This is a genomic window from Mesorhizobium sp. P2_D1, assembly GCF_056404455.1.
Window position 1 is genome coordinate 12,027 of the sequence record NZ_JBFUDZ010000051.1, and the last position, 17,115, is coordinate 29,141.

Annotated in this window: 17 protein-coding genes; 5 read left to right on the forward strand and 12 right to left on the reverse strand. The window is 63.1% G+C overall.

Annotation, left to right across the window (positions count from 1 at the left end; all coding sequences use genetic code 11):
• Positions 1 to 13: 13 nt before the first annotated feature.
• On the reverse strand, positions 14 to 502 hold the full coding sequence (locus AC1D0I_RS26570) for a RidA family protein (protein WP_477398820.1): 489 nt from the start codon (positions 500 to 502) through the stop codon (positions 14 to 16).
• A gap of 197 nt (positions 503 to 699) precedes the next feature.
• On the opposite strand from AC1D0I_RS26570, the gene AC1D0I_RS26575 reads away from it, so the two are divergent.
• A complete protein-coding gene (locus AC1D0I_RS26575; RefSeq protein WP_477398822.1) occupies positions 700 to 1,395 on the forward strand; it encodes a TetR/AcrR family transcriptional regulator C-terminal domain-containing protein in 696 nt (231 codons plus the stop codon).
• Between the two features lie 18 nt (positions 1,396 to 1,413).
• Here the strand turns inward: AC1D0I_RS26575 and AC1D0I_RS26580 are convergent, their stop codons facing one another.
• Positions 1,414 to 3,573, reverse strand: coding sequence for a mechanosensitive ion channel family protein (locus AC1D0I_RS26580; RefSeq protein WP_477398823.1), 2,160 nt, complete (start codon positions 3,571 to 3,573; stop codon positions 1,414 to 1,416).
• A 268-nt stretch (positions 3,574 to 3,841) separates the two neighbouring features.
• Between AC1D0I_RS26580 and AC1D0I_RS26585 the strand changes: the two genes are divergently transcribed.
• On the forward strand, positions 3,842 to 4,750 hold the full coding sequence (locus tag AC1D0I_RS26585; RefSeq protein WP_477398825.1) for an agmatinase: 909 nt from the start codon (positions 3,842 to 3,844) through the stop codon (positions 4,748 to 4,750).
• 172 nt (positions 4,751 to 4,922) lie between these two features.
• On the opposite strand, the gene AC1D0I_RS26590 is transcribed toward AC1D0I_RS26585, so the two are convergent.
• A complete protein-coding gene (locus AC1D0I_RS26590; protein ID WP_477398827.1) occupies positions 4,923 to 5,141 on the reverse strand; it encodes a hypothetical protein in 219 nt (72 codons plus the stop codon).
• Positions 5,142 to 5,309: 168 nt separating this feature from the next.
• Here AC1D0I_RS26590 and AC1D0I_RS26595 point away from each other — a divergent pair, with 168 nt between their 5' ends.
• Positions 5,310 to 7,130 carry a BTAD domain-containing putative transcriptional regulator gene (locus tag AC1D0I_RS26595; protein ID WP_477398829.1) on the forward strand — a complete coding sequence of 607 codons (1,821 nt, stop codon included), beginning with the start codon at positions 5,310 to 5,312 and terminating at the stop codon, positions 7,128 to 7,130.
• 54 nt (positions 7,131 to 7,184) lie between these two features.
• On the opposite strand, the gene AC1D0I_RS26600 is transcribed toward AC1D0I_RS26595, so the two are convergent.
• From AC1D0I_RS26600 to AC1D0I_RS26630, 7 genes are all read right to left on the reverse strand, one after another.
• Complete coding sequence (locus AC1D0I_RS26600; protein WP_477398831.1) at positions 7,185 to 7,826, reverse strand: glutathione S-transferase family protein; 642 nt, start codon at positions 7,824 to 7,826, stop codon at positions 7,185 to 7,187.
• Between the two features lie 56 nt (positions 7,827 to 7,882).
• Entirely contained in the window at positions 7,883 to 8,755 is an 873-nt protein-coding gene (locus AC1D0I_RS26605; protein WP_477398833.1) for an aldose 1-epimerase family protein, read from the reverse strand.
• A gap of 174 nt (positions 8,756 to 8,929) precedes the next feature.
• A complete protein-coding gene (locus AC1D0I_RS26610) occupies positions 8,930 to 9,646 on the reverse strand; it encodes a Bax inhibitor-1/YccA family protein (RefSeq protein ID WP_477398835.1) in 717 nt (238 codons plus the stop codon).
• A gap of 42 nt (positions 9,647 to 9,688) precedes the next feature.
• Positions 9,689 to 10,462 carry an anti-sigma factor family protein gene (locus AC1D0I_RS26615; RefSeq protein WP_477398837.1) on the reverse strand — a complete coding sequence of 258 codons (774 nt, stop codon included), beginning with the start codon at positions 10,460 to 10,462 and terminating at the stop codon, positions 9,689 to 9,691.
• A complete protein-coding gene (locus AC1D0I_RS26620; RefSeq protein WP_477398860.1) occupies positions 10,459 to 10,992 on the reverse strand; it encodes a sigma-70 family RNA polymerase sigma factor in 534 nt (177 codons plus the stop codon). The genes AC1D0I_RS26615 and AC1D0I_RS26620 overlap by 4 nt, the downstream gene beginning before the upstream one ends.
• Positions 10,993 to 11,162: 170 nt before the next feature.
• Positions 11,163 to 11,978, reverse strand: a complete 816-nt coding sequence (phnX, locus tag AC1D0I_RS26625; RefSeq protein WP_477398839.1) for a phosphonoacetaldehyde hydrolase — start codon at positions 11,976 to 11,978, stop codon at positions 11,163 to 11,165.
• Positions 11,975 to 13,132 carry a TIGR03364 family FAD-dependent oxidoreductase gene (locus tag AC1D0I_RS26630; protein WP_477398841.1) on the reverse strand — a complete coding sequence of 386 codons (1,158 nt, stop codon included), beginning with the start codon at positions 13,130 to 13,132 and terminating at the stop codon, positions 11,975 to 11,977. Before AC1D0I_RS26630 ends, phnX begins: the two co-directional genes overlap by 4 nt.
• Before the next feature lie 201 nt (positions 13,133 to 13,333).
• On the opposite strand from AC1D0I_RS26630, the gene AC1D0I_RS26635 reads away from it, so the two are divergent.
• Both AC1D0I_RS26635 and mazG read left to right on the forward strand, forming a co-directional pair.
• The gene (locus AC1D0I_RS26635; protein ID WP_477398843.1) at positions 13,334 to 14,518 is read left to right on the forward strand and encodes an amino acid aminotransferase; all 1,185 of its coding nucleotides are present in this window, start codon (positions 13,334 to 13,336) and stop codon (positions 14,516 to 14,518) included.
• Positions 14,519 to 14,607: 89 nt separating this feature from the next.
• A complete protein-coding gene (gene mazG, locus AC1D0I_RS26640) occupies positions 14,608 to 15,432 on the forward strand; it encodes a nucleoside triphosphate pyrophosphohydrolase (RefSeq protein ID WP_477398845.1) in 825 nt (274 codons plus the stop codon).
• A gap of 6 nt (positions 15,433 to 15,438) precedes the next feature.
• Here the strand turns inward: mazG and hflX are convergent, their stop codons facing one another.
• The gene (gene hflX, locus AC1D0I_RS26645; RefSeq protein ID WP_477398847.1) at positions 15,439 to 16,830 is read right to left on the reverse strand and encodes a GTPase HflX; all 1,392 of its coding nucleotides are present in this window, start codon (positions 16,828 to 16,830) and stop codon (positions 15,439 to 15,441) included.
• Positions 16,831 to 17,076: an RNA chaperone Hfq gene (gene hfq, locus AC1D0I_RS26650; protein WP_006202172.1), complete on the reverse strand. Its 246-nt coding sequence runs from the start codon at positions 17,074 to 17,076 to the stop codon at positions 16,831 to 16,833.
• Between the last annotated feature and the right edge of the window lie 39 nt (positions 17,077 to 17,115).

The following is a 17,115-nucleotide window of genomic DNA, read 5'->3' on the forward strand; positions in this document are numbered from 1 at the left end:
CACACCGCCTGCGCTAATCAAGCACGACCACGGCCTCCACCTCGAACAGCATGGGGTCAATTGCAAGCTTGGGAACGGGAACCAGAGTCTGCGCCGGCAGCGCCTCGCCGAACATTGCCTTGACGTTCTCGGTCAGCACCTCAAGCTTTGACATATCGTGATCGACCACGAAGACCGTCAGCTTGGCGACCTGATCCGGTTTCGCGCCGATCCCGTCCAACGCGGTACGCAAATTTGCGTAGGCCTGCTTAACCTGGACGGCGAAGTCGGGCGACAGCGCTCCCGCGCTGTCCTGGCCGCCCTGCCCGGAGATATAGGCGACCCTGCCTTCACGGGGTGTGATCACCGCTGTGCTGTAGCCATTCGGCGACGGGTCGTAGAGGTTTTGGGGATTGACGATGGTCAGCTTGCGATCGTTCTCATTGGCTGTAGCCGCCGTGGGAACTGCGATGGTCATGATGATCAGCCCTCCAGTAAGCAGACGCTTGATTGCGCGTGACATGATTTTCTCTCGGCTCCGCGGACTGCGAGCGACCTACCCTCGCGGCCGGCATGATTGAACTTTAACCACATCGCCCATACGATGACTCGTGCGATGTACGAGTCATCATATGGTACGTCGTACGAGTCAATCGTTCAAGATCGACATTCGTCGCGTTGCCGGTCAAAATCGATGTCCTGAACAGTGAGGATAGATGGATGGCAGCCAAGCGTAGCGGCGCCCGGAGCAAACGGTCTCAACGGATCGATGTCTCGCTTCAGCCGGTGCAGGAGGCGAGCAGTGAACCGCCTCTCACGCGGGAACGTATCGTGGCGACCGCGGTAGAACTGCTGGACGCCCAAGGAATCGACGGATTGACGATGCGTCGGCTGGCTGATCGCCTCGGCTCCGGCGTGATGAGCCTATACTGGCACGTCGACAACAAAGAGGATGTCTTTGATCTGGCGCTCGACTCGGTACTCGAATATCGCGAACCGCCGCAAATGGCTGAGTCTCAAGACTGGCGCGGAGAAGTCGTTCATATGCTCGAAGACTGGCGCACCGGCATGCTGCGCCATCCCTGGTCGGCATCGCTGCTGCCACGCCGGACGCTTGGCCCGAGCATCCTCAGTCGCCTGGAGCTTCTGAGCAAGACCTTGTCCAGCGCCGGCGTGGCGGACGCAAATCTGAACGTCGCGATATGGTCACTCTGGAACTATGTGATGGGCGCCACCATCACCCGGACGAGCTTCGATCTCTCGGATGACGACAGGGCCGCCGCGCAGCAGCGCCTTGCGCTTCTCAGCGGACGCTACCCGACAATCGAACGCTCTCGTCTGCTGTTGGATGACGATTGGCTCGGCGCTTTCAGGAAAGGCCTCGACTTCCTGCTCGATGGCCTCGCTCCACGATAAAGTTCCGCCTGCCGACTTTTATTCCTCGCCTTCCTTGGCCTTGGCTTCCGCAAGCTGTTTGCGTACCACCGCATCCCTGGCAGCAGCCGCACTTGCCCCATGGTCCTCATTGCCGGCTGCGACCTGCACTGTGGGCGAGGCAAACTCGATCCCGTTTGCCGCGAACGCTTCGCGGATCATGACATAGGCCCGGCGACGGATCGTGAATTGGTGTCCCGGCTTGGTCGTCATCGCGAAACTGAGGTTGATGCCATAGTCGCCGAAAGCCTCGACGCCCTTCATCTTCAAGGTCTCGATGATCTGCGGACCGAATTCCTCATCTGCCAGCAGCTCGGCGCCGACGCCCTTGACCAGCTTTTTGACCTTGGCAATGTCCGTGTCGTAGTTGACCGAAATGAAGAACTTATCGATCACCCAGTCGCGGCTCATGTTCTGGACGGCGCCCAACGAGCCGAATGGAACTGTGAAGATCGGGCCGCGGTGATGGCGCAGYTTGACCGAGCGAATGCTGAAGGACTCGACCGTGCCCTTGTAGGTGCCGCTCTGGATATACTCTCCGACGCGAAACGCATCGTCGGTCATGTAGAACACACCGCTGATGACGTCCTTCACCAGCGACTGCGATCCGAAGCCAATGGCAACACCGAAGATGCCCGCGCCCGCGATCAATGGACCAATCTCGACGCCAAGGCCGGAGAGAACCATCATGATCGCAATGGCGGCAATGAGTGCGGCGAGAAAATTCTTCAGGATCGGTAGCAGCGTTAAAAGCCGCCCGCTGCGGGCAAGCGCTGCCTCATCGCCGCCCTCCGTGCGGGCACGATCGATGCGACCGCCAATGAGACCCTTCACAAGTTGCCAGATGAGATCGGCGGCGAGCAGCACCACGATGCCGCTCAATACACCTCGGACGATGCGGTCTACACTTTCGTCGCCCATCATTCCGCTGGCGCGCAAACGCACGACGGTCGCAAGCCAGGCGACAGCGAGCCCGATGACGATCGCCCTCGCCCCACGCTCGACAAGCACTTCGAAGATGGCATTGTTCGACTTCGTCGTCTCGTCGGAGCTGGCGAAAAACGACTTGGTGATTGAGCTGGTGGATCTCAGGATTGGCGGGAGGATCAAGCCATAGATGCCAATCCACAAAAGCGTGCTCATCCCCACGACCCACAAGAGCCAGAGCATGCAAAGGAAAAATGTCAGCAGCCATTCCTTGAGCCGATAAACCTTGGAAGGCTCGATCGCCGCCGGCCGCCGCCATACGGATTCGATCGACACCGCGAGGAGACCGAGACCGAGTATGTAGACGATGAGATTCCTGACGTTCGGCGTGAAGTGGAGGATGTTCATCTCGCCTGCGAGCGCCCATCCAAGGAAGAATATGCCAGCAAACAACGCGACGCGGCGGCGCCAGAAAGCAGCGGTGACATCGTCCATCGGAATGAGCCGGACCTTCGGCTGGTCTCCAAGGTTCAAATTGCCGTCCGCCGTGCCGAGAATAACTGACGTGATCCGCATGATCACGCGCCAGGCGATGACAGCGATCAGCAAAGGCAGCACCAGCGCAGAAAGCAGTGGTGGCCAGGTAAACGCCAGGAAGGCGCCGACACTGGCCATTGCAAACACGACGAGCGGCGCGATGGCGACGAACAACGTTCGGGCGATCACATGATGTCGGGCGGGTGCGCCCGTTTCCGGGCTTTGAGCTGGGTTGCGGCGGTGAGCCCTGCCGACGATACGGCGGAAGATGAACTCGGCACCTAACCCGAGCGCCACAAAGGCCGCGAACAGGACGAGGATCGCTCCCGGCCCTCGCCCGTGAATCTCGGTCATAATCGTCGAGCTTGCGCCGGAAATCTCGTCAGGGACCTCTGGAATCGCATTGCCAATGCCCTGCAAATGCTCGCGAATGGCGTTGGACCAGACCATGAAGTCAGTGGCGGAAGCGCCCATTGGCATTGCCGAATCGGCCGCGGGTGCCGCGCCCTTCTCGGCGATCCACGCCTTGACTTCGGGATCGTTCAGCAACTTCAGCAACTGCTCGACTTTTTCAGGTGGAGGAGGTGGCGCCGAGGTCGCCTGCGCCCGGGCGATCGCAGTGAATGCGATCAGGGACGCCATCAGCATTGCAAACAACACGCCGGTTCTGCCAGCCCGGAAAACCATCACACTCATCTGCTGACCCCCGATGGACTCACTTTCACTATGCCCACAACATACTGCCTCACGAACAAAATAATGTAGCGATGCAATACGCCCGAACAGGGCCGGAATTGTCCGGCGAGGCGGAGTGTCAAGGGAGCTCGGCCATCAATCGCCAGTCCCCGTTCAGGTAAGGCAATTTCGCGTTTCAGCTGGGGTGGCGCGTTTCGCTCCACAGAGCTTCGCCAAACTGATACATCCGCATTCGACAAAATTTCAGCCAGACCATCATCAAGACCAAATGACAGCAACTCTCTTTCTCGGCTTTCCCGATCGCCTCGCCGATGGCCGCATCCCCAGTGCGGTGATCTTCGGAGCCGGTCACGGCAGCACTTATCCCGGCAAGGACAGCAGCGGCCATGCCTTGGCCGCCGATGCCATCCGCGCCGCGAGCCAGGGCGATGCCGCGCTCGTCGAGCACTGGGATTTCGATCTCGGCGGCCCGCTGTTCGACGGCAAGCCGGGCTGCTGCATCGACACCGGCGATGTCCCGACCAGTTTGCATGACAATGCCGGCAACCGGGCCAGGATCGAGGCGAAGACGCGCGAGGTCCTGGTATTGCCGGCCGTACCGATCCTGCTCGGCGGCGACTGCTCCGTGACCTTTCCCTTCCTCGCCGGCTTTGCGGATCACGGACCGGTCTGGATCCTGCAGATCGACGCCCATATCGATTGGCGCGACGAGGTGTCTGGCGAGCGTCACGGCTATTCGAGCCCGATGCGTCGCGCGAGCGAGATGCCGCATGTCGCCGGCATGGTGCAGGTCGGCCTTCGCAGCGTTGGCAGCGCAGGCATAACCGAGATCGAAGCGGCGCGGCGCTATGGCAGTCGCTTCGTGACCGCCCGCGAGATTCACGCCCAGGGCGTCGAAGCCGCGCTGCGGCATATTCCGGAAGGATCGCGGGTTGTTGTCACGCTCGACTGCGACGCCCTCGATCCCAGCATCATGCCGGGTGTGGCGGCGCGTACGCCCGGCGGCCTCACCTACACGCAGGCGATCGAGTTGATCGCGGGCCTCGGCAGGCGGGCCAGGATCGCAGGATTCGATCTTGTCGAATTCTATCCTCCCGCCGATATCGACAGCCTGTCGGCCCTGACCGCGGCGCGCCTTCTCGTCAATGTGATCGGCACCATCGTCCGGCAGGTTTGAAAGCCGGCTTCCTCTCGTAGCATGACGGCCCAATAAGGTTGCCTCCGCTGCCGAGAGGATACCCAGACCCGGGCCTCACCCTCGGACCGGCGGCAATTCAGGCGAATCCATTGGGCTTCCCAAAGGGAAGTCCTTCCTATCGACCACATCCGCTGGGACTTCCCCAGAGTTGCTATAGGTTCCGGCCGCGAGCGGCTACATCCGCCGGCGCCTCATCCGCCAGATAGCCGAGATCCTTTTGTTCCGGCAGTGACAGGCCGGCAAGTGCCCTGCGCTGCCTGAAATCATGATATCGGCGTCGAAACCTTGCGAAGACACGCGCGACATGCCCGGCGAGCAAAACGGAAAAACGGGAGGTCGGCTGGAAGGTCCTGAGGCTGATGGAGGTCATTTCATTCTCCCTCGTTCGAATTCATGAGGGCAGTGTCCCATCGGCGCGCTTTGTCGATGTTCATCTAGGCGTGAAACCGGAGGAGAAACCACTACCGAAGCCGCTAAATCGTCGTTAAGTCGGCGCCGGGAAGTGATATTCTACCCGAGGCTGCTACAGGGGGTCGGGGTGCACATCGGATTGCTTGGCGGTATCGAGGTTGTTTCTTCAGGCGGGCAATCCCTGCACTTCGCGACGCGCAAGACGTCGTTGCTGTTTGCCGCGCTCGTTCTGGCCGGGCCCAAGGGCCTTCGCCGCGAGAGGGTGGCGGCGATGCTATGGGCAGACAGCGGCGAGCAGCAGGCGCGGAACAGCCTGCGCCAAGCGTTGGTCGACATCAGGCGGCTGTTTCCGCCCACCGGCGACGAGGCCATACGTGTCGAAGGCAATGCCCACACCATATGGCTGACGGCAAATGCCGATGAGGCCGACATTTGGATGTTCGACCGGAGTATCCTGGCCAGTGACGGCGCCAGCCTAGCGACAGCGGCGAACCTCTACCGGGGCGACTTGCTCGACGGTCTGTCGTTTCCCGGCGAGATCGACGAATGGCTTGCGCCGCTTCGGGCGAACTATGCCCGCAAGGCGCTGGACCTTGCCGAGCGGCTGAGCCTTCTGCCGGAGACGGACGCCAGCGAGGAAATGGCTTGCGAAAGGCTGGCGGAGCGGCTGGTGGCGCTCGATCCATGCGCCGAGCAGGCCCACCGGGCGCTTATCCGCATCTTCCGCCGTCGCGGCAAGACCAACGACGCCTTCCGCCAGTTCCTGGCCTGCGAGGAGGCGCTGAAGCGCGAGCTCGGCGTCGCCCCTGAAGAGGCGACGCAGGCGCTGGTCGAGCGTATCGAGGCGCCTGAGGCAAAGAATCGGCACGAGCACGCGTCCAGCAGCTCCGGCCCGCCCGAAGCCGGGGCGCTGCGGCGGGAAACGGTGGCGGAACCGGCGCGCGCCGTCGTTTCCATACCGGAAAAGCCGTCGATCGCGGTGCTACCGTTCCAGAACATGAGCGGCGACGCCGAGCAGGACTATTTCACCGACGGCGTGGTCGAGGAGATCACCACGGCGCTGTCTCATGTGAGCTGGCTGTTCGTGATCGCGCGGAATTCCGCTTTCGCCTATAAGGGCCAGGCTGTTGATATAAAGCGCGCGGCGCGCAAGCTGGGAGTGCGCTACGTGGTTGAGGGCAGCGTGCGCAAGGCGGGTAGCCGGCTCCGCGTTGCGGGCCAGCTGATCGAGGCAGCAACGGGCGCGAGCCTGTGGGCCGACCGTTTCGAGGGCGACGTCGCCGACGTGTTCGAACTGCAGGACCTCGTCGCCTCCAGCGTCATAGGTGCGATTTCGCCCAGGCTCGAACAGGCCGAGATAGCGCGGGCCAAGCGCAAGCCGACCGAGAGTCTCGACGCCTACGACAATTACCTACGCGGGATGGCGAGCCTTTACCGCTGGACGAGAGCGGGACTGGAGGAGGCGCTGCCGCATTTCTACAAGGCCATTGAGCTCGACCCTGACTTTGCCGCCGCACAGGGCGCTGCCGCTTGGTGCTACTTCTGGCGAATGGCGAACGGCTGGATGACGGACCGGCAGAAGGAGACCGCAGAAGTTTCCCGGCTGGTCGGCAACGTCACCATAGCCGGCCAGGACGACGCGGTAGCGCTGGCTTTCAGCGGCCTCGCACTGGGCTATGTCATCGGCGACTACGAGGCCGGTTCGGCACTGACCGACCGGGCGCTCGTGCTTAACCCCAACTGCGCCGCCGCATGGAGCGCCATCCAACCTCAGGCACCGGGTGGGGCAGATCAGGCCGGCCTATTTCGTCAGATATGTCGAGGCATTGCGGCTAGCCGGCCTGCCCGATTGAGCCGGGGGAGGCCTCTCCCTGACCGCCGCGCACCCTCTCGTCAATGTGATCGGCACCATCGCCCGGCAGGTTTGAAAGCCGGCTTCCTCTCGTAGCATGACGGCCCGACAAGGTTCCCTCCGCTGCCGAGAGGATACCCAGACTCGGCCTCACCCTGGGACCGGCGGCAATTCAGGCGCGTCCAATCCGTTGAAGGGATCGCGCCAGGCCTCGATCTCTTCAAGCCTACGATACCAGCGGCCGACAGAGGGATAGTCATCGAGCGGCAGTCTGGCGGCCTCGTTGAACGGCAGAAAGGTCGCCATGCGGAAGTCGGCGTAGGAAACCGAATTTCCGACCAGCCATTTCCGTGCGAAAAGCTCTGCCTCGAGTATTGCCGCCGCCGTGCGGAAATGCGTCAGCCCCTCCTCCACACGCTGTTGATCAATCGGGCCTATGCCGTACCGCTGTTTGGTGCCACGTTCGAAATGCACTGTGTCGCAAGCGAATGCGAAGTGCTCCTTGCCCCAACTCAGCCACCGGATCATCTCGGGCTCGTCATCGCCGGTGCGCCAGAAATCCGAACGCACGTCGCGCGACAGCCGGCAGGCTATTGCGTCTGCCTCCCAGAGGCTTTTTCCGCCGTCGTCCACAAGTATGGGCAATGACAGATTGGGGTTTAGCAGGCGATATTTCTCGGCCTGCCCTGGAGCGAATGGCGAGGCGAATTCAAATTCGACATTCGCGTCGAGATAGCGTGCCACCGCGACAGCGAGCCGAGGATTGGGATTGCGGCTGAAGTATAGCTTCATTGGACACCTCCGGTGTGGCTGGCCAATGCTATTGCCTGAGCTGTCGATGACGGGCGTCACAGCAGCCGGATTTGATAGCTCAGCACGCGCTTGGCGGCCGGTGCGATCAGCATCAGGCCCGGCTTGTCGACAAAATCGCCGTCGAAGTCCACCGGACTTGCGATGCCGTGCCAGGGCTCGATGCACAGGAACGGCGCGCCGCCCGGCTTTGACCAGACGCCCAATTCCTGAAATCCCTGCCAGGCCATCTCGATCGCCGGACCACGCTCGCCGGCATAACGCACGCTGGTGCTGGCGGGCTGGTCGAGAATGACCGCGTCCTGGTCGAACAGCCGCTCGGAGAGCGCGAGGATATTACCTTCGACGGGCGTCGGCTGCGGCGTCTTCAGCAGCAGGCCGTCCTTCAGGCGACGGACCGGAGCAGGCTCGGCAGCAGCGAAAGTCAACTGGTAGTCCGTCTTGGCCAGGTCCGGCAGCAATGGCCAATTGAATGCCGGATGCGCGCCGATGGACGCCGGCATCGGCTCTTCGCCGGTGTTGGTTATGTCGAACGTGACGCCAAGCTGCCGGCGGTCCAGCGTGTAGGTCACGGCGAGGCGGAAGGCGAATGGATAGTGCATGCGGGTATCGGCGTCGTCGGTGAGAACCAGCGTGCTGGATTGGGGGCCGCTCTGCGCCCAGGCAAACGGCTTGTCGCGCGCGAACCCGTGCTGCGTCATCGGGTAGGTCTGGCCGCGATGGCGCAGCTGATCTCCGTTCAGCCGACCGACGATCGGAAACAGCACCGGCGAATGCCGCCGCCACTCCGGCCCGGCCTGCCACAGGAACTCAAATCCTTCTGCGTCTTGCAGCGAAACCAGTTCGGCGCCATGCGCAACGATGGTCGCCGAGATGCCGTCGCCGTGAAGCGTTTGGCTGTCTTGTGCCACATATCCTCGCGCGGTCGGTATTGAAGGGCGGTGCGGTGGCAGACTAGCAAAAGCTCTTGAGGACTCAAGGTGTAGCCGGTCCTGCCAGAACGAATTGTGGCCGGAGGATCTCCCTCCGGCCACCTCCCCGCATCAGGGGCGATAGTCCTCGCCCCTGCCCGCAGCGGACAGTCGTTACTCGCGTTCGCCGGTGAAGTTCAGCAACAGCTGGAAGATGTTGATGAAATTCAGATAAAGCGAGAAGGCGCCGAAGACGGCCAGCTTCTGGCGCGATTCCGCGTCGAAATTCTCGGCATACTGCTCCTTGATCGTCTGCGTGTCCCAGGCAGTCAGGCCGATGAACACGGCGATGCCGATCACCGAGATGGCGAACTGCAGCGCGGTCGAGCCGAGGAAGATGTTGACGATGCTGGCGATCACCACGCCGATCAGGCCCATGATCAGGAACGACGAGAACTGGGTCAGGTCACGCCTGGTCGTGTAGCCGTAGAGGCTGGTGGCGCCGAACATGGTGGCGGCGATGAAGAAGGTGCGCGCGATGCTGGTTCCGGTGAAGACCAGGAACACCGAGGCCAGCGACAGGCCCATGACCGCGCAGAAGGCCCAGAACATCGCCTGGGCGCTGGCCGCCGACATGGTCTGCATCTTGAAGGAGAACAGCATGACGAAGGCGAGCGGCGCCAGCATCACCACCCATTTCAACGGGCTGGAGAAGATCGGCACGTAGAGCGCCGGTGTCGATGAGATCATGAAGGCGACCAGGCCGGTGACCACGAGGCCAACACCCATATAGTTGTAGACGCGCAGCATGTGCTGGCGCAGGCCCTCGTCGTAGACAGCTCCGGTTTGGGCGCCGGCGCCGACGCGGTATCCCAGATTGGGGATGTTCATATAAATTCTCCTTTGTGTATCGGTCAGTAAAGCGTGGGCCGGTCAGTAAAGCGTTTTGGCGAGCGTCTCGGCGGCGCGGTCGAGGTCGTGGACCTCGCTTCGCCCGACCACCGCGTAGGCAACCTCGCCGATCTGGAAATAGGCCGATGAAATGTCGCCCGAAGGCGCGACGGTCGGCTTGACGACGTCGAAATTGCCCGGCCGGATCGCAAACAGCGAGACCAGGCCCATCTCCTTCGTCTCGACAGCCATCTCGACGCTCGGACCGAAGCGCGACGGATAGATCTGCACGTCGCGCACCTTCCAGCCCTTGGGCAGCGACGGCATGACGATGGCGGTTGCGGCGCGGATCTCGCCGGCATTGTAGTTGGGTGCCTCGGGCTGCGACGGCATGGTCTCGCGCACCAGCGTCGTCCTATGGGCGCGCACCGCTTCGTCGACATAGGCGGGCGGCTGCGGCGAGGCGACGACCTTGGTCACCGACATCGGCCCGATAATGCCGTTTGCCAGCCAGCCGGCAGCGACAAAGGCGGCCACTGCCGCCGCACGCTGCAGCACACCGAAGATGCGGCCGCGGAAAAGCCCCCTCTCCAGCCGCCGCGCGGCGTCGGCGGTCGCCGGCCGCGCCATGCCCCTGGACCCGGCAAGAGCCACACGCAGTTCGTCGCGCGTCCGCAGATCCGACATCACGCGCGCCGCCGCCTCCGGACGGGTGGACAAAAACGCCTCGACCTCGATGCGGCGGGCGACATCGAGCTGGTCGTCGACATAGGCGTCGAGGTCGGCATCGGCCACGGGATCGACAGTTCCAGTCATGACGGTCCTCCAACGATCCTGAGGTGGTTTTTCGTCTTCGAGGGCGCCGCGTCCTCCATTTCGCGCAGTGCGGCGCGCGCCCTGCCGATGCGCGACATCAGCGTTCCCAGCGGCACGCCACTGGCATCGGCCGCCTGCTGATAGGACAGCCCTTCGATGGCAACGAGATGCAGGGCCGAACGCTGTTCTTGCGGCAGGCTGAAGAAGGCTTCGCGAACCTGGGCCAAGCGCACGGAATGTTCCTGCGGCGCCGGTGTGCTGCCATCGGCAAGATATCCGGCCTGTTCGAGGCGAGCGGCTTCGGATTTGCGAGAGCGCATTTTGTCGATGAATGTATTGTGCACGATTGACAACAGCCATGCGCGCAAATTGCCGCTAGAGCGGAAAGTGGCGCGCCGTTCATAGGCCCGCACCAGCGTGTCATGCACGAGATCCTCGGCGTCCGTGCTGTCACGCGTCAGCGAGCGCGCGTAGCGGCGCAGCGAACCGAGCTGTCCTATGATGTCAAAGCGCGGCATCGACCGTTTCATGTCCTGTTTACGGAGCATGTGGGGATATTAATCCCAGCCGCGCCATTTTTTTCGCGGATCGCTGGAGGACAATCGCTCGCAACCGCCCTCGCCTCGCCGGCAAAACCGGGCAATCCCGCAATACCGGCGCAGGGTGCTGCAAAGCAGGTGGCACACGGCCGAGTGAACGATCAGGGCCTTTCGCCGCGCCGCAGCTTGCCTTCAATCGCGGCAATCACGGGCAGCAGATCGGCGACGCCGTTGACGACGAAATGCGCGCCGGCGGCCGTGAGCTTGGCCGTTGCCGCGGCCCGTTTCATCCTGAACACATCCGCAGCCATAGCCTGCGTCTCCGCCAGCGTGTGACCAAAGACATTGCCGGTCACAGCCACGCCGACGGTCCAGGCGCCCGCATTGATCCCCTCGCCGATACCGACCTCGGTGTCATCGACCTTGACACACAGCCACGGCGGATAGACGCCGAGTTCGGTCAGCGCTTTCCAGAGCATGAACGGCGTCGGCCTGCCGTCGGGCGTATCGCCGGTGCAGACCAGGCAATCCGGCGAAAAGCCCTGCGCGGCGGCAACCGGCAGTATCTCCGCCATGATGTCGCGCGTATAGCCAGTTGTCGTGCCGATCTTGAGGCCGCGCTTCCGCAGCGCCTTGACCACGTCGACAACACCGGGAATGACATCCGAGAACCGCGCCGCCACAGCCCGGTTCTTCGGCACGAATACGTCATAGATGGCGTCGATGTCGGCATTCGTCGGCGCATGACCGTGCTGCTCCGTCCATGCGGCGGCGATCCTGGGCTGTGCCAGCAGTGCTGCGATGTGCGGGCGCTTGGCCATTCCCATCGGTCCCCTCGCCTCATCGACGCTGATCGCCACGCCGAATTCGGCGAAGGCCTCGACAAAGACACCCATCGGCGCCAGCGAACCGTGATCGACAACGGTGCCGGCCCAGTCGAGGACGACGGCGCGAAGCAAACCGTGAGTGGACATCATGCGATCTTCCTGGCGTCGGCCGTGGTTGAACCGAAAAGCTCGTCGACCACCTCTTCGGCGATCGCGAACGAGGTGCTGGCGCCGGTACCGCTGGTGATCATGACCAGCCGCACGCCCTCCCGCGGCGCGTCGGCGAACATTGTTTGGCCGGTTGCCGAGGCATAGATGCCGGTCCAGCGCTCCAGAACGGGCGGCGGCGGGCCACCAAAAACGGCGCTGAACTCCTCAAGGATGAGGTCGTCGACACGCCCCGAGGCGAACGGATCGGGCGTTGTCGCATAGTGGTGTGAATCGCCCACCACGAGCGTGCCATCGGCACTCTGGACGACGATCAGATGAACGCCGTTGTCGAGCGCGTCGCCTTGCTCCACTTCCAGCCGGCTTCGCAAAGCAGCGGCTTCTGGCAAGGCGGCGTAACCGCTGTAACGCGCCAGCCCAAGATCCGACATCACCGCTGCCGGCAACCGGAAGCCGGGATCGGCAAGGCGCATCATCTGCAATTTGCAGCGGGTGACGCCGTATCGCGCGATGCGATCGGGGTAAAGCGTGGCCAGGTCGTCGCCCGGGCAGACGATCGCCTTGTCGGCGAAAACCGGACCCCGGCTTGTCTCGATATCGGGCGGCTCGATCGAGCGTACCGCCGTCTCGCGCCGGAATTCGACGCCATGCTTTTCGGCGAGGAAGGTTGCCAGTTGCGGGATGGCCTGGCGCGACTCGACGCGCACATCGTGCGGACTCCACAAGCCGCCGGCAAAATTCCGGCCCGCCAGTTCGGGATGGTCGCGGCGAAGCACATCGGGTTCGAGCAGCAGGCAACCCTCGCCCATCTCGGTTTGAAGAAACGCCTCGACCACCGAGAGCGCTTCCGGACGGCGCGCGACGACGACCAAGCCGCGCTGGATGACCTTGATGCCGGCGGGCGCGGCCAGTTCCAGCCAGATGTCGCGAGATCGCATGGCACGGCGCCATACCTGGCCGCGTTCCTGTCCACTGACCGTAACAAAACCGAAATTACGCACTGAAGCGCCGTTGGCCTGAGCGTCACGGTCTATGACGACGACGCTGAGACCACGACGGACGGCGGCGAGCGCATGGGCGAGACCGACAATGCCGGCGCCAACGATGGCGAGGTCGAATTTTTCTTGCCGGCGCATCGTTATCTCACACCATCATTCTCAGGCTTCGTGCTGGAAAGGCTATTCAGACTACGCCGATGTGACAGTAGCGTGTAGGTCCTGATGGCCTTGTCGTCTCGGACAACGTCCATGCACAGCCACGCCGAGGCGCCAGGAAAAGCTCTGGCGAAATACGTTCGATTTGCGTATCACTCCGCCGCGTCAACGGAACCTTTGCCAATGTTCGAAGATCTGCAGCCCGCCCCCGCCGACAAGATCCTTGCCCTGATCGGCCTCTATCGCGCCGATCCGCGTCTCGACAAGGTCGATCTCGGTGTCGGCGTCTACAAGGATCGCGACGGCAAGACGCCGGTCATGCGCGCCGTGCGCGAGGCCGAAAAGCGCCTGCTGCAGGGCCAGGACACCAAGACCTATCTCGGCCTGGCCGGCGATGTCGGCTTCAACGCGGTGATGGTCAAGCTTGCCTTCGGTCCAGGCGCCGACATGACGCGCATCCGCGCCGCACAGGCGCCCGGCGGCTCCGGCGCGCTGCGCCTGGTGGCGGAATTGCTGAAGCGGACGCGTTCGGACGCGACGGTCTGGCTTTCGGACCCGACCTGGCCGAACCACATGCCGGTGATGCGCGCCGCTGGCCTGCAGATCCGCGAATACCCCTATTTCGATGCGGCTTCGGGTGCCGTTCGCTTCGACGACATGCTGGCAGCGCTGCGGACGGCAAACAGCGGTGACGTGGTGCTGCTGCATGGCTGCTGCCACAACCCGACCGGCGCTAATCTGGACAGCGCGCAATGGGCCGCCGTTGTCGATCTGGTGGTCGAGCGCGGCCTGCTGCCGTTTGTCGACATCGCCTATCAGGGCTTTGGCGATGGCCTTGAGGCCGATGCTCTCGGCTTGCGCCTGCTGGCCGCGAAGGTTCCGGAAATGGTCGTCGCGTCGAGCTGCTCGAAGAACTTCGCCGTCTACCGCGACCGCGTCGGCGCCGCGATGATCCTGGCCAAGGACGGCGCCCAGGCCGATCTGGCGATGGGTCAAATGCTATCGGCGGCGCGCGCCATGTATTCGATGCCGCCGGATCATGGCGCTGCCGCTGTGCGTATCGTGCTGGAAGACGCCGCGTTGCGCGCGGACTGGGAGGCCGAACTCGAGGAGATGCGGCTGCGCATGCTCAGGCTTCGGGTCCAGTTCGCCGAGGCGCTGCGCCGGCAGTCCAATTCCGACCGTTTCGATTTCGTTGCCAGCCACCGGGGCATGTTCTCCCGCCTTGGCCTCACGGAAGCGCAGGTCGAGCGGCTGCGTGCCGAGCACGGCATCTACATGGTCGGTGACAGCCGCATCAATGTCGCGGGTCTGCCCGAGGACGGGATGGACGAACTCGCCAAGGCGATCGTTTCCGTTCTTGATTGACAGGCCGGGTACCCAGCGCCTGTGGACAAGGCCCCCTCGCCGGCTGACAACGTTGGCCGCGCGAGTGGCCGCGCGGTAGCATCGGTCGCATGACCCCATCGAAAGACATTTCGCGCCTGATCGAGATCATGGCGGCGCTGCGAGCGCCGAAAACCGGTTGTCCATGGGACATCGAGCAGGATTTCTCGACCATCGCGCCCTATACGATCGAGGAGGCCTACGAGGTGGCGGATGCCATCGCGCGCGGTGACCTCGACGATCTGCGCGACGAACTCGGCGATCTTCTGCTGCAGGTCGTCTACCACGCGCAAATGGCCGAGGAGGCCGGTGAATTCGCCTTCGGCGATGTGGTCCGGTCCATCACGACGAAGATGATCCGTCGCCATCCGCATGTCTTCGGCGACGAGGAGGCCCGCAGCGCCGGCATGGCCAAGGGCATGTGGGAAAAGATCAAGGCCGAGGAAAAGGCGGAAAAACGAGGCGCCCGCCTCGCCCGCGGTCTCGACCCCGAGGACAATGGCAAGGGGTTTCTGGACAGTGTTCCGGTCAACCTGCCCGCGCTGACGCGAGCGCTGAAACTGCAGGAGAAGGCCGCCCGCGTCGGCTTCGACTGGAGCGAAGCAGCGCCTATCCTCGACAAGATCGAGGAAGAGATTGGCGAGTTGCGCGAGGCGCTGGCCAATGGCGAGACCGCGTCGATCAAGGACGAGTTCGGCGACATGCTGTTTGCCGTCGTCAATCTCGGCAGGCACCTCAAGCTCGATTCAGAAGCCGCGCTGAGCGGCACCAATGAGAAGTTCCGCTCACGCTTCCACTATGTCGAGCAGGCTCTGGAAAAGTCGGGTAACACGCTGGACAAAGCGAGCCTGGCCGAGATGGAAGCGCTCTGGCAGGAAGCAAAAACCGTGAAGTAAGCGACGTTACCCTTTGGTTTTGGCGCGTAATTTGCTTTCGATCTCTTCGCGCGCGCTTTGCGTCGCCTTGAGCGAGATGGTGGCGCTGCCGTTGTCATTGTCGGTTCGCGAAACGACGTCGCCATTGCGGTAAAGCCAGTCGACAAGACCGAACTGTGCCGGCTCGATCGTCACCGTCAGGTCTTCGAGTTCGCCCGCCATGCGCGTTTCGATGATCGCCTTCAGCGCATCGATGCCCTCGCCGGTCACCGCCGACACCGCGACCGGCGGCGCCTTACTGGCGTCGGCGCCATCGGCAAGCAGCCGGTTCCTGTTGCCTTCGTCGAGCCTGTCGATCTTGTTCCRCACTTCGATGACCCGCTTGGCGTCGCCGGCATCGACACCGAGGTCGGCCAGGATGCGCTCGACATCCTCGGCCTGTGCGGCTGTATCGGGATCGGAAATGTCGCGCAGGTGGATGACGAGGTCGGCCTCGACCACCTCTTCCAGCGTGGCGCGGAAAGCGGCGATGAGATGCGTCGGCAAGTCCGAGATGAAACCGACCGTGTCCGAAAGGATGATCGGCGTGCCATGCGGCAGGCGCACGCGGCGCAGCGTCGGGTCGAGGGTGGCGAACAGCATGTCCTGAGCCAGCACGCCGGCTCCGGTCAGCCTGTTGAACAAGGTCGACTTGCCGGCATTGGTGTAGCCGACGATCGCCACCACCGGGAACGGCACCCTCTTGCGCTTGGCGCGGTGCAGGTCGCGGGTGCGGCGCACGGTTTCCAGTTCGTGCTTCAGCTTGATGATCTTGTCCTGAAGGACGCGCCGATCCGATTCGATCTGCGTTTCACCGGGACCGCCGAGGAAGCCCGCGCCGCCGCGCTGGCGCTCGAGGTGGGTCCAACTGCGCACGAGACGGCCCTTTTGGTAATTGAGATGGGCGAGTTCGACCTGCAGCGTACCTTCCTTGGTGCGCGCGCGCTCGCCAAAGATCTCAAGGATCAACCCGGTGCGGTCCAGCACCTTGGCATTCAGTTCCTTTTCGAGATTGCGCTGCTGCACCGGCGTCAGCGGATGGTCGACGATGACTACTTCCGCATGACCCTCTTTGACGATTTCGGCGAACTCGGCGACTTTGCCGCTGCCGAGCAACGTCGCCGGGCGCGGATCGTTGACGGTTACCACCGCCGTGTGGATCAGATCAAGGTTGATGGCGCGGGCAAGGCCGACGGCCTCGTCGTGACGAGCGTCAGCCGAACGCGTCAGCCGCGGACGGTTGGTATCGTCGTCACCACGCGGCTGGCGCGTAAGCACCGGCACGATGACAACGGCCCGGGTCGGGCCCTTGGCTTCCGTCCCGGGATGATGTGCTGGTTTTCCGCGAACTGGTGCGTCCGCGTCTTTCTCACGTGCCAATCAGGCGCCCTGGCTTTCCTCGCCATCGAACATCTGAACCGGCTGGCTCGGCATGATCGTGGARATGGCRTGCTTGTAGACGAGCTGGGAATGACCGTCGCGGCGCAGCAGGACRCAGAAATTGTCGAACGAAGTGACCACGCCGGTCAGCTTCACGCCGTTGATAAGGAAGATGGTGAGCGGGTTCTTGCTCTTGCGAACTGAATTCAGGAACAGGTCCTGAAGGTTTTGCGATCGTTCCGCCATTGTTCTTGTCTTTCGCCGATCCCCTTCGGTTTGCAAGCC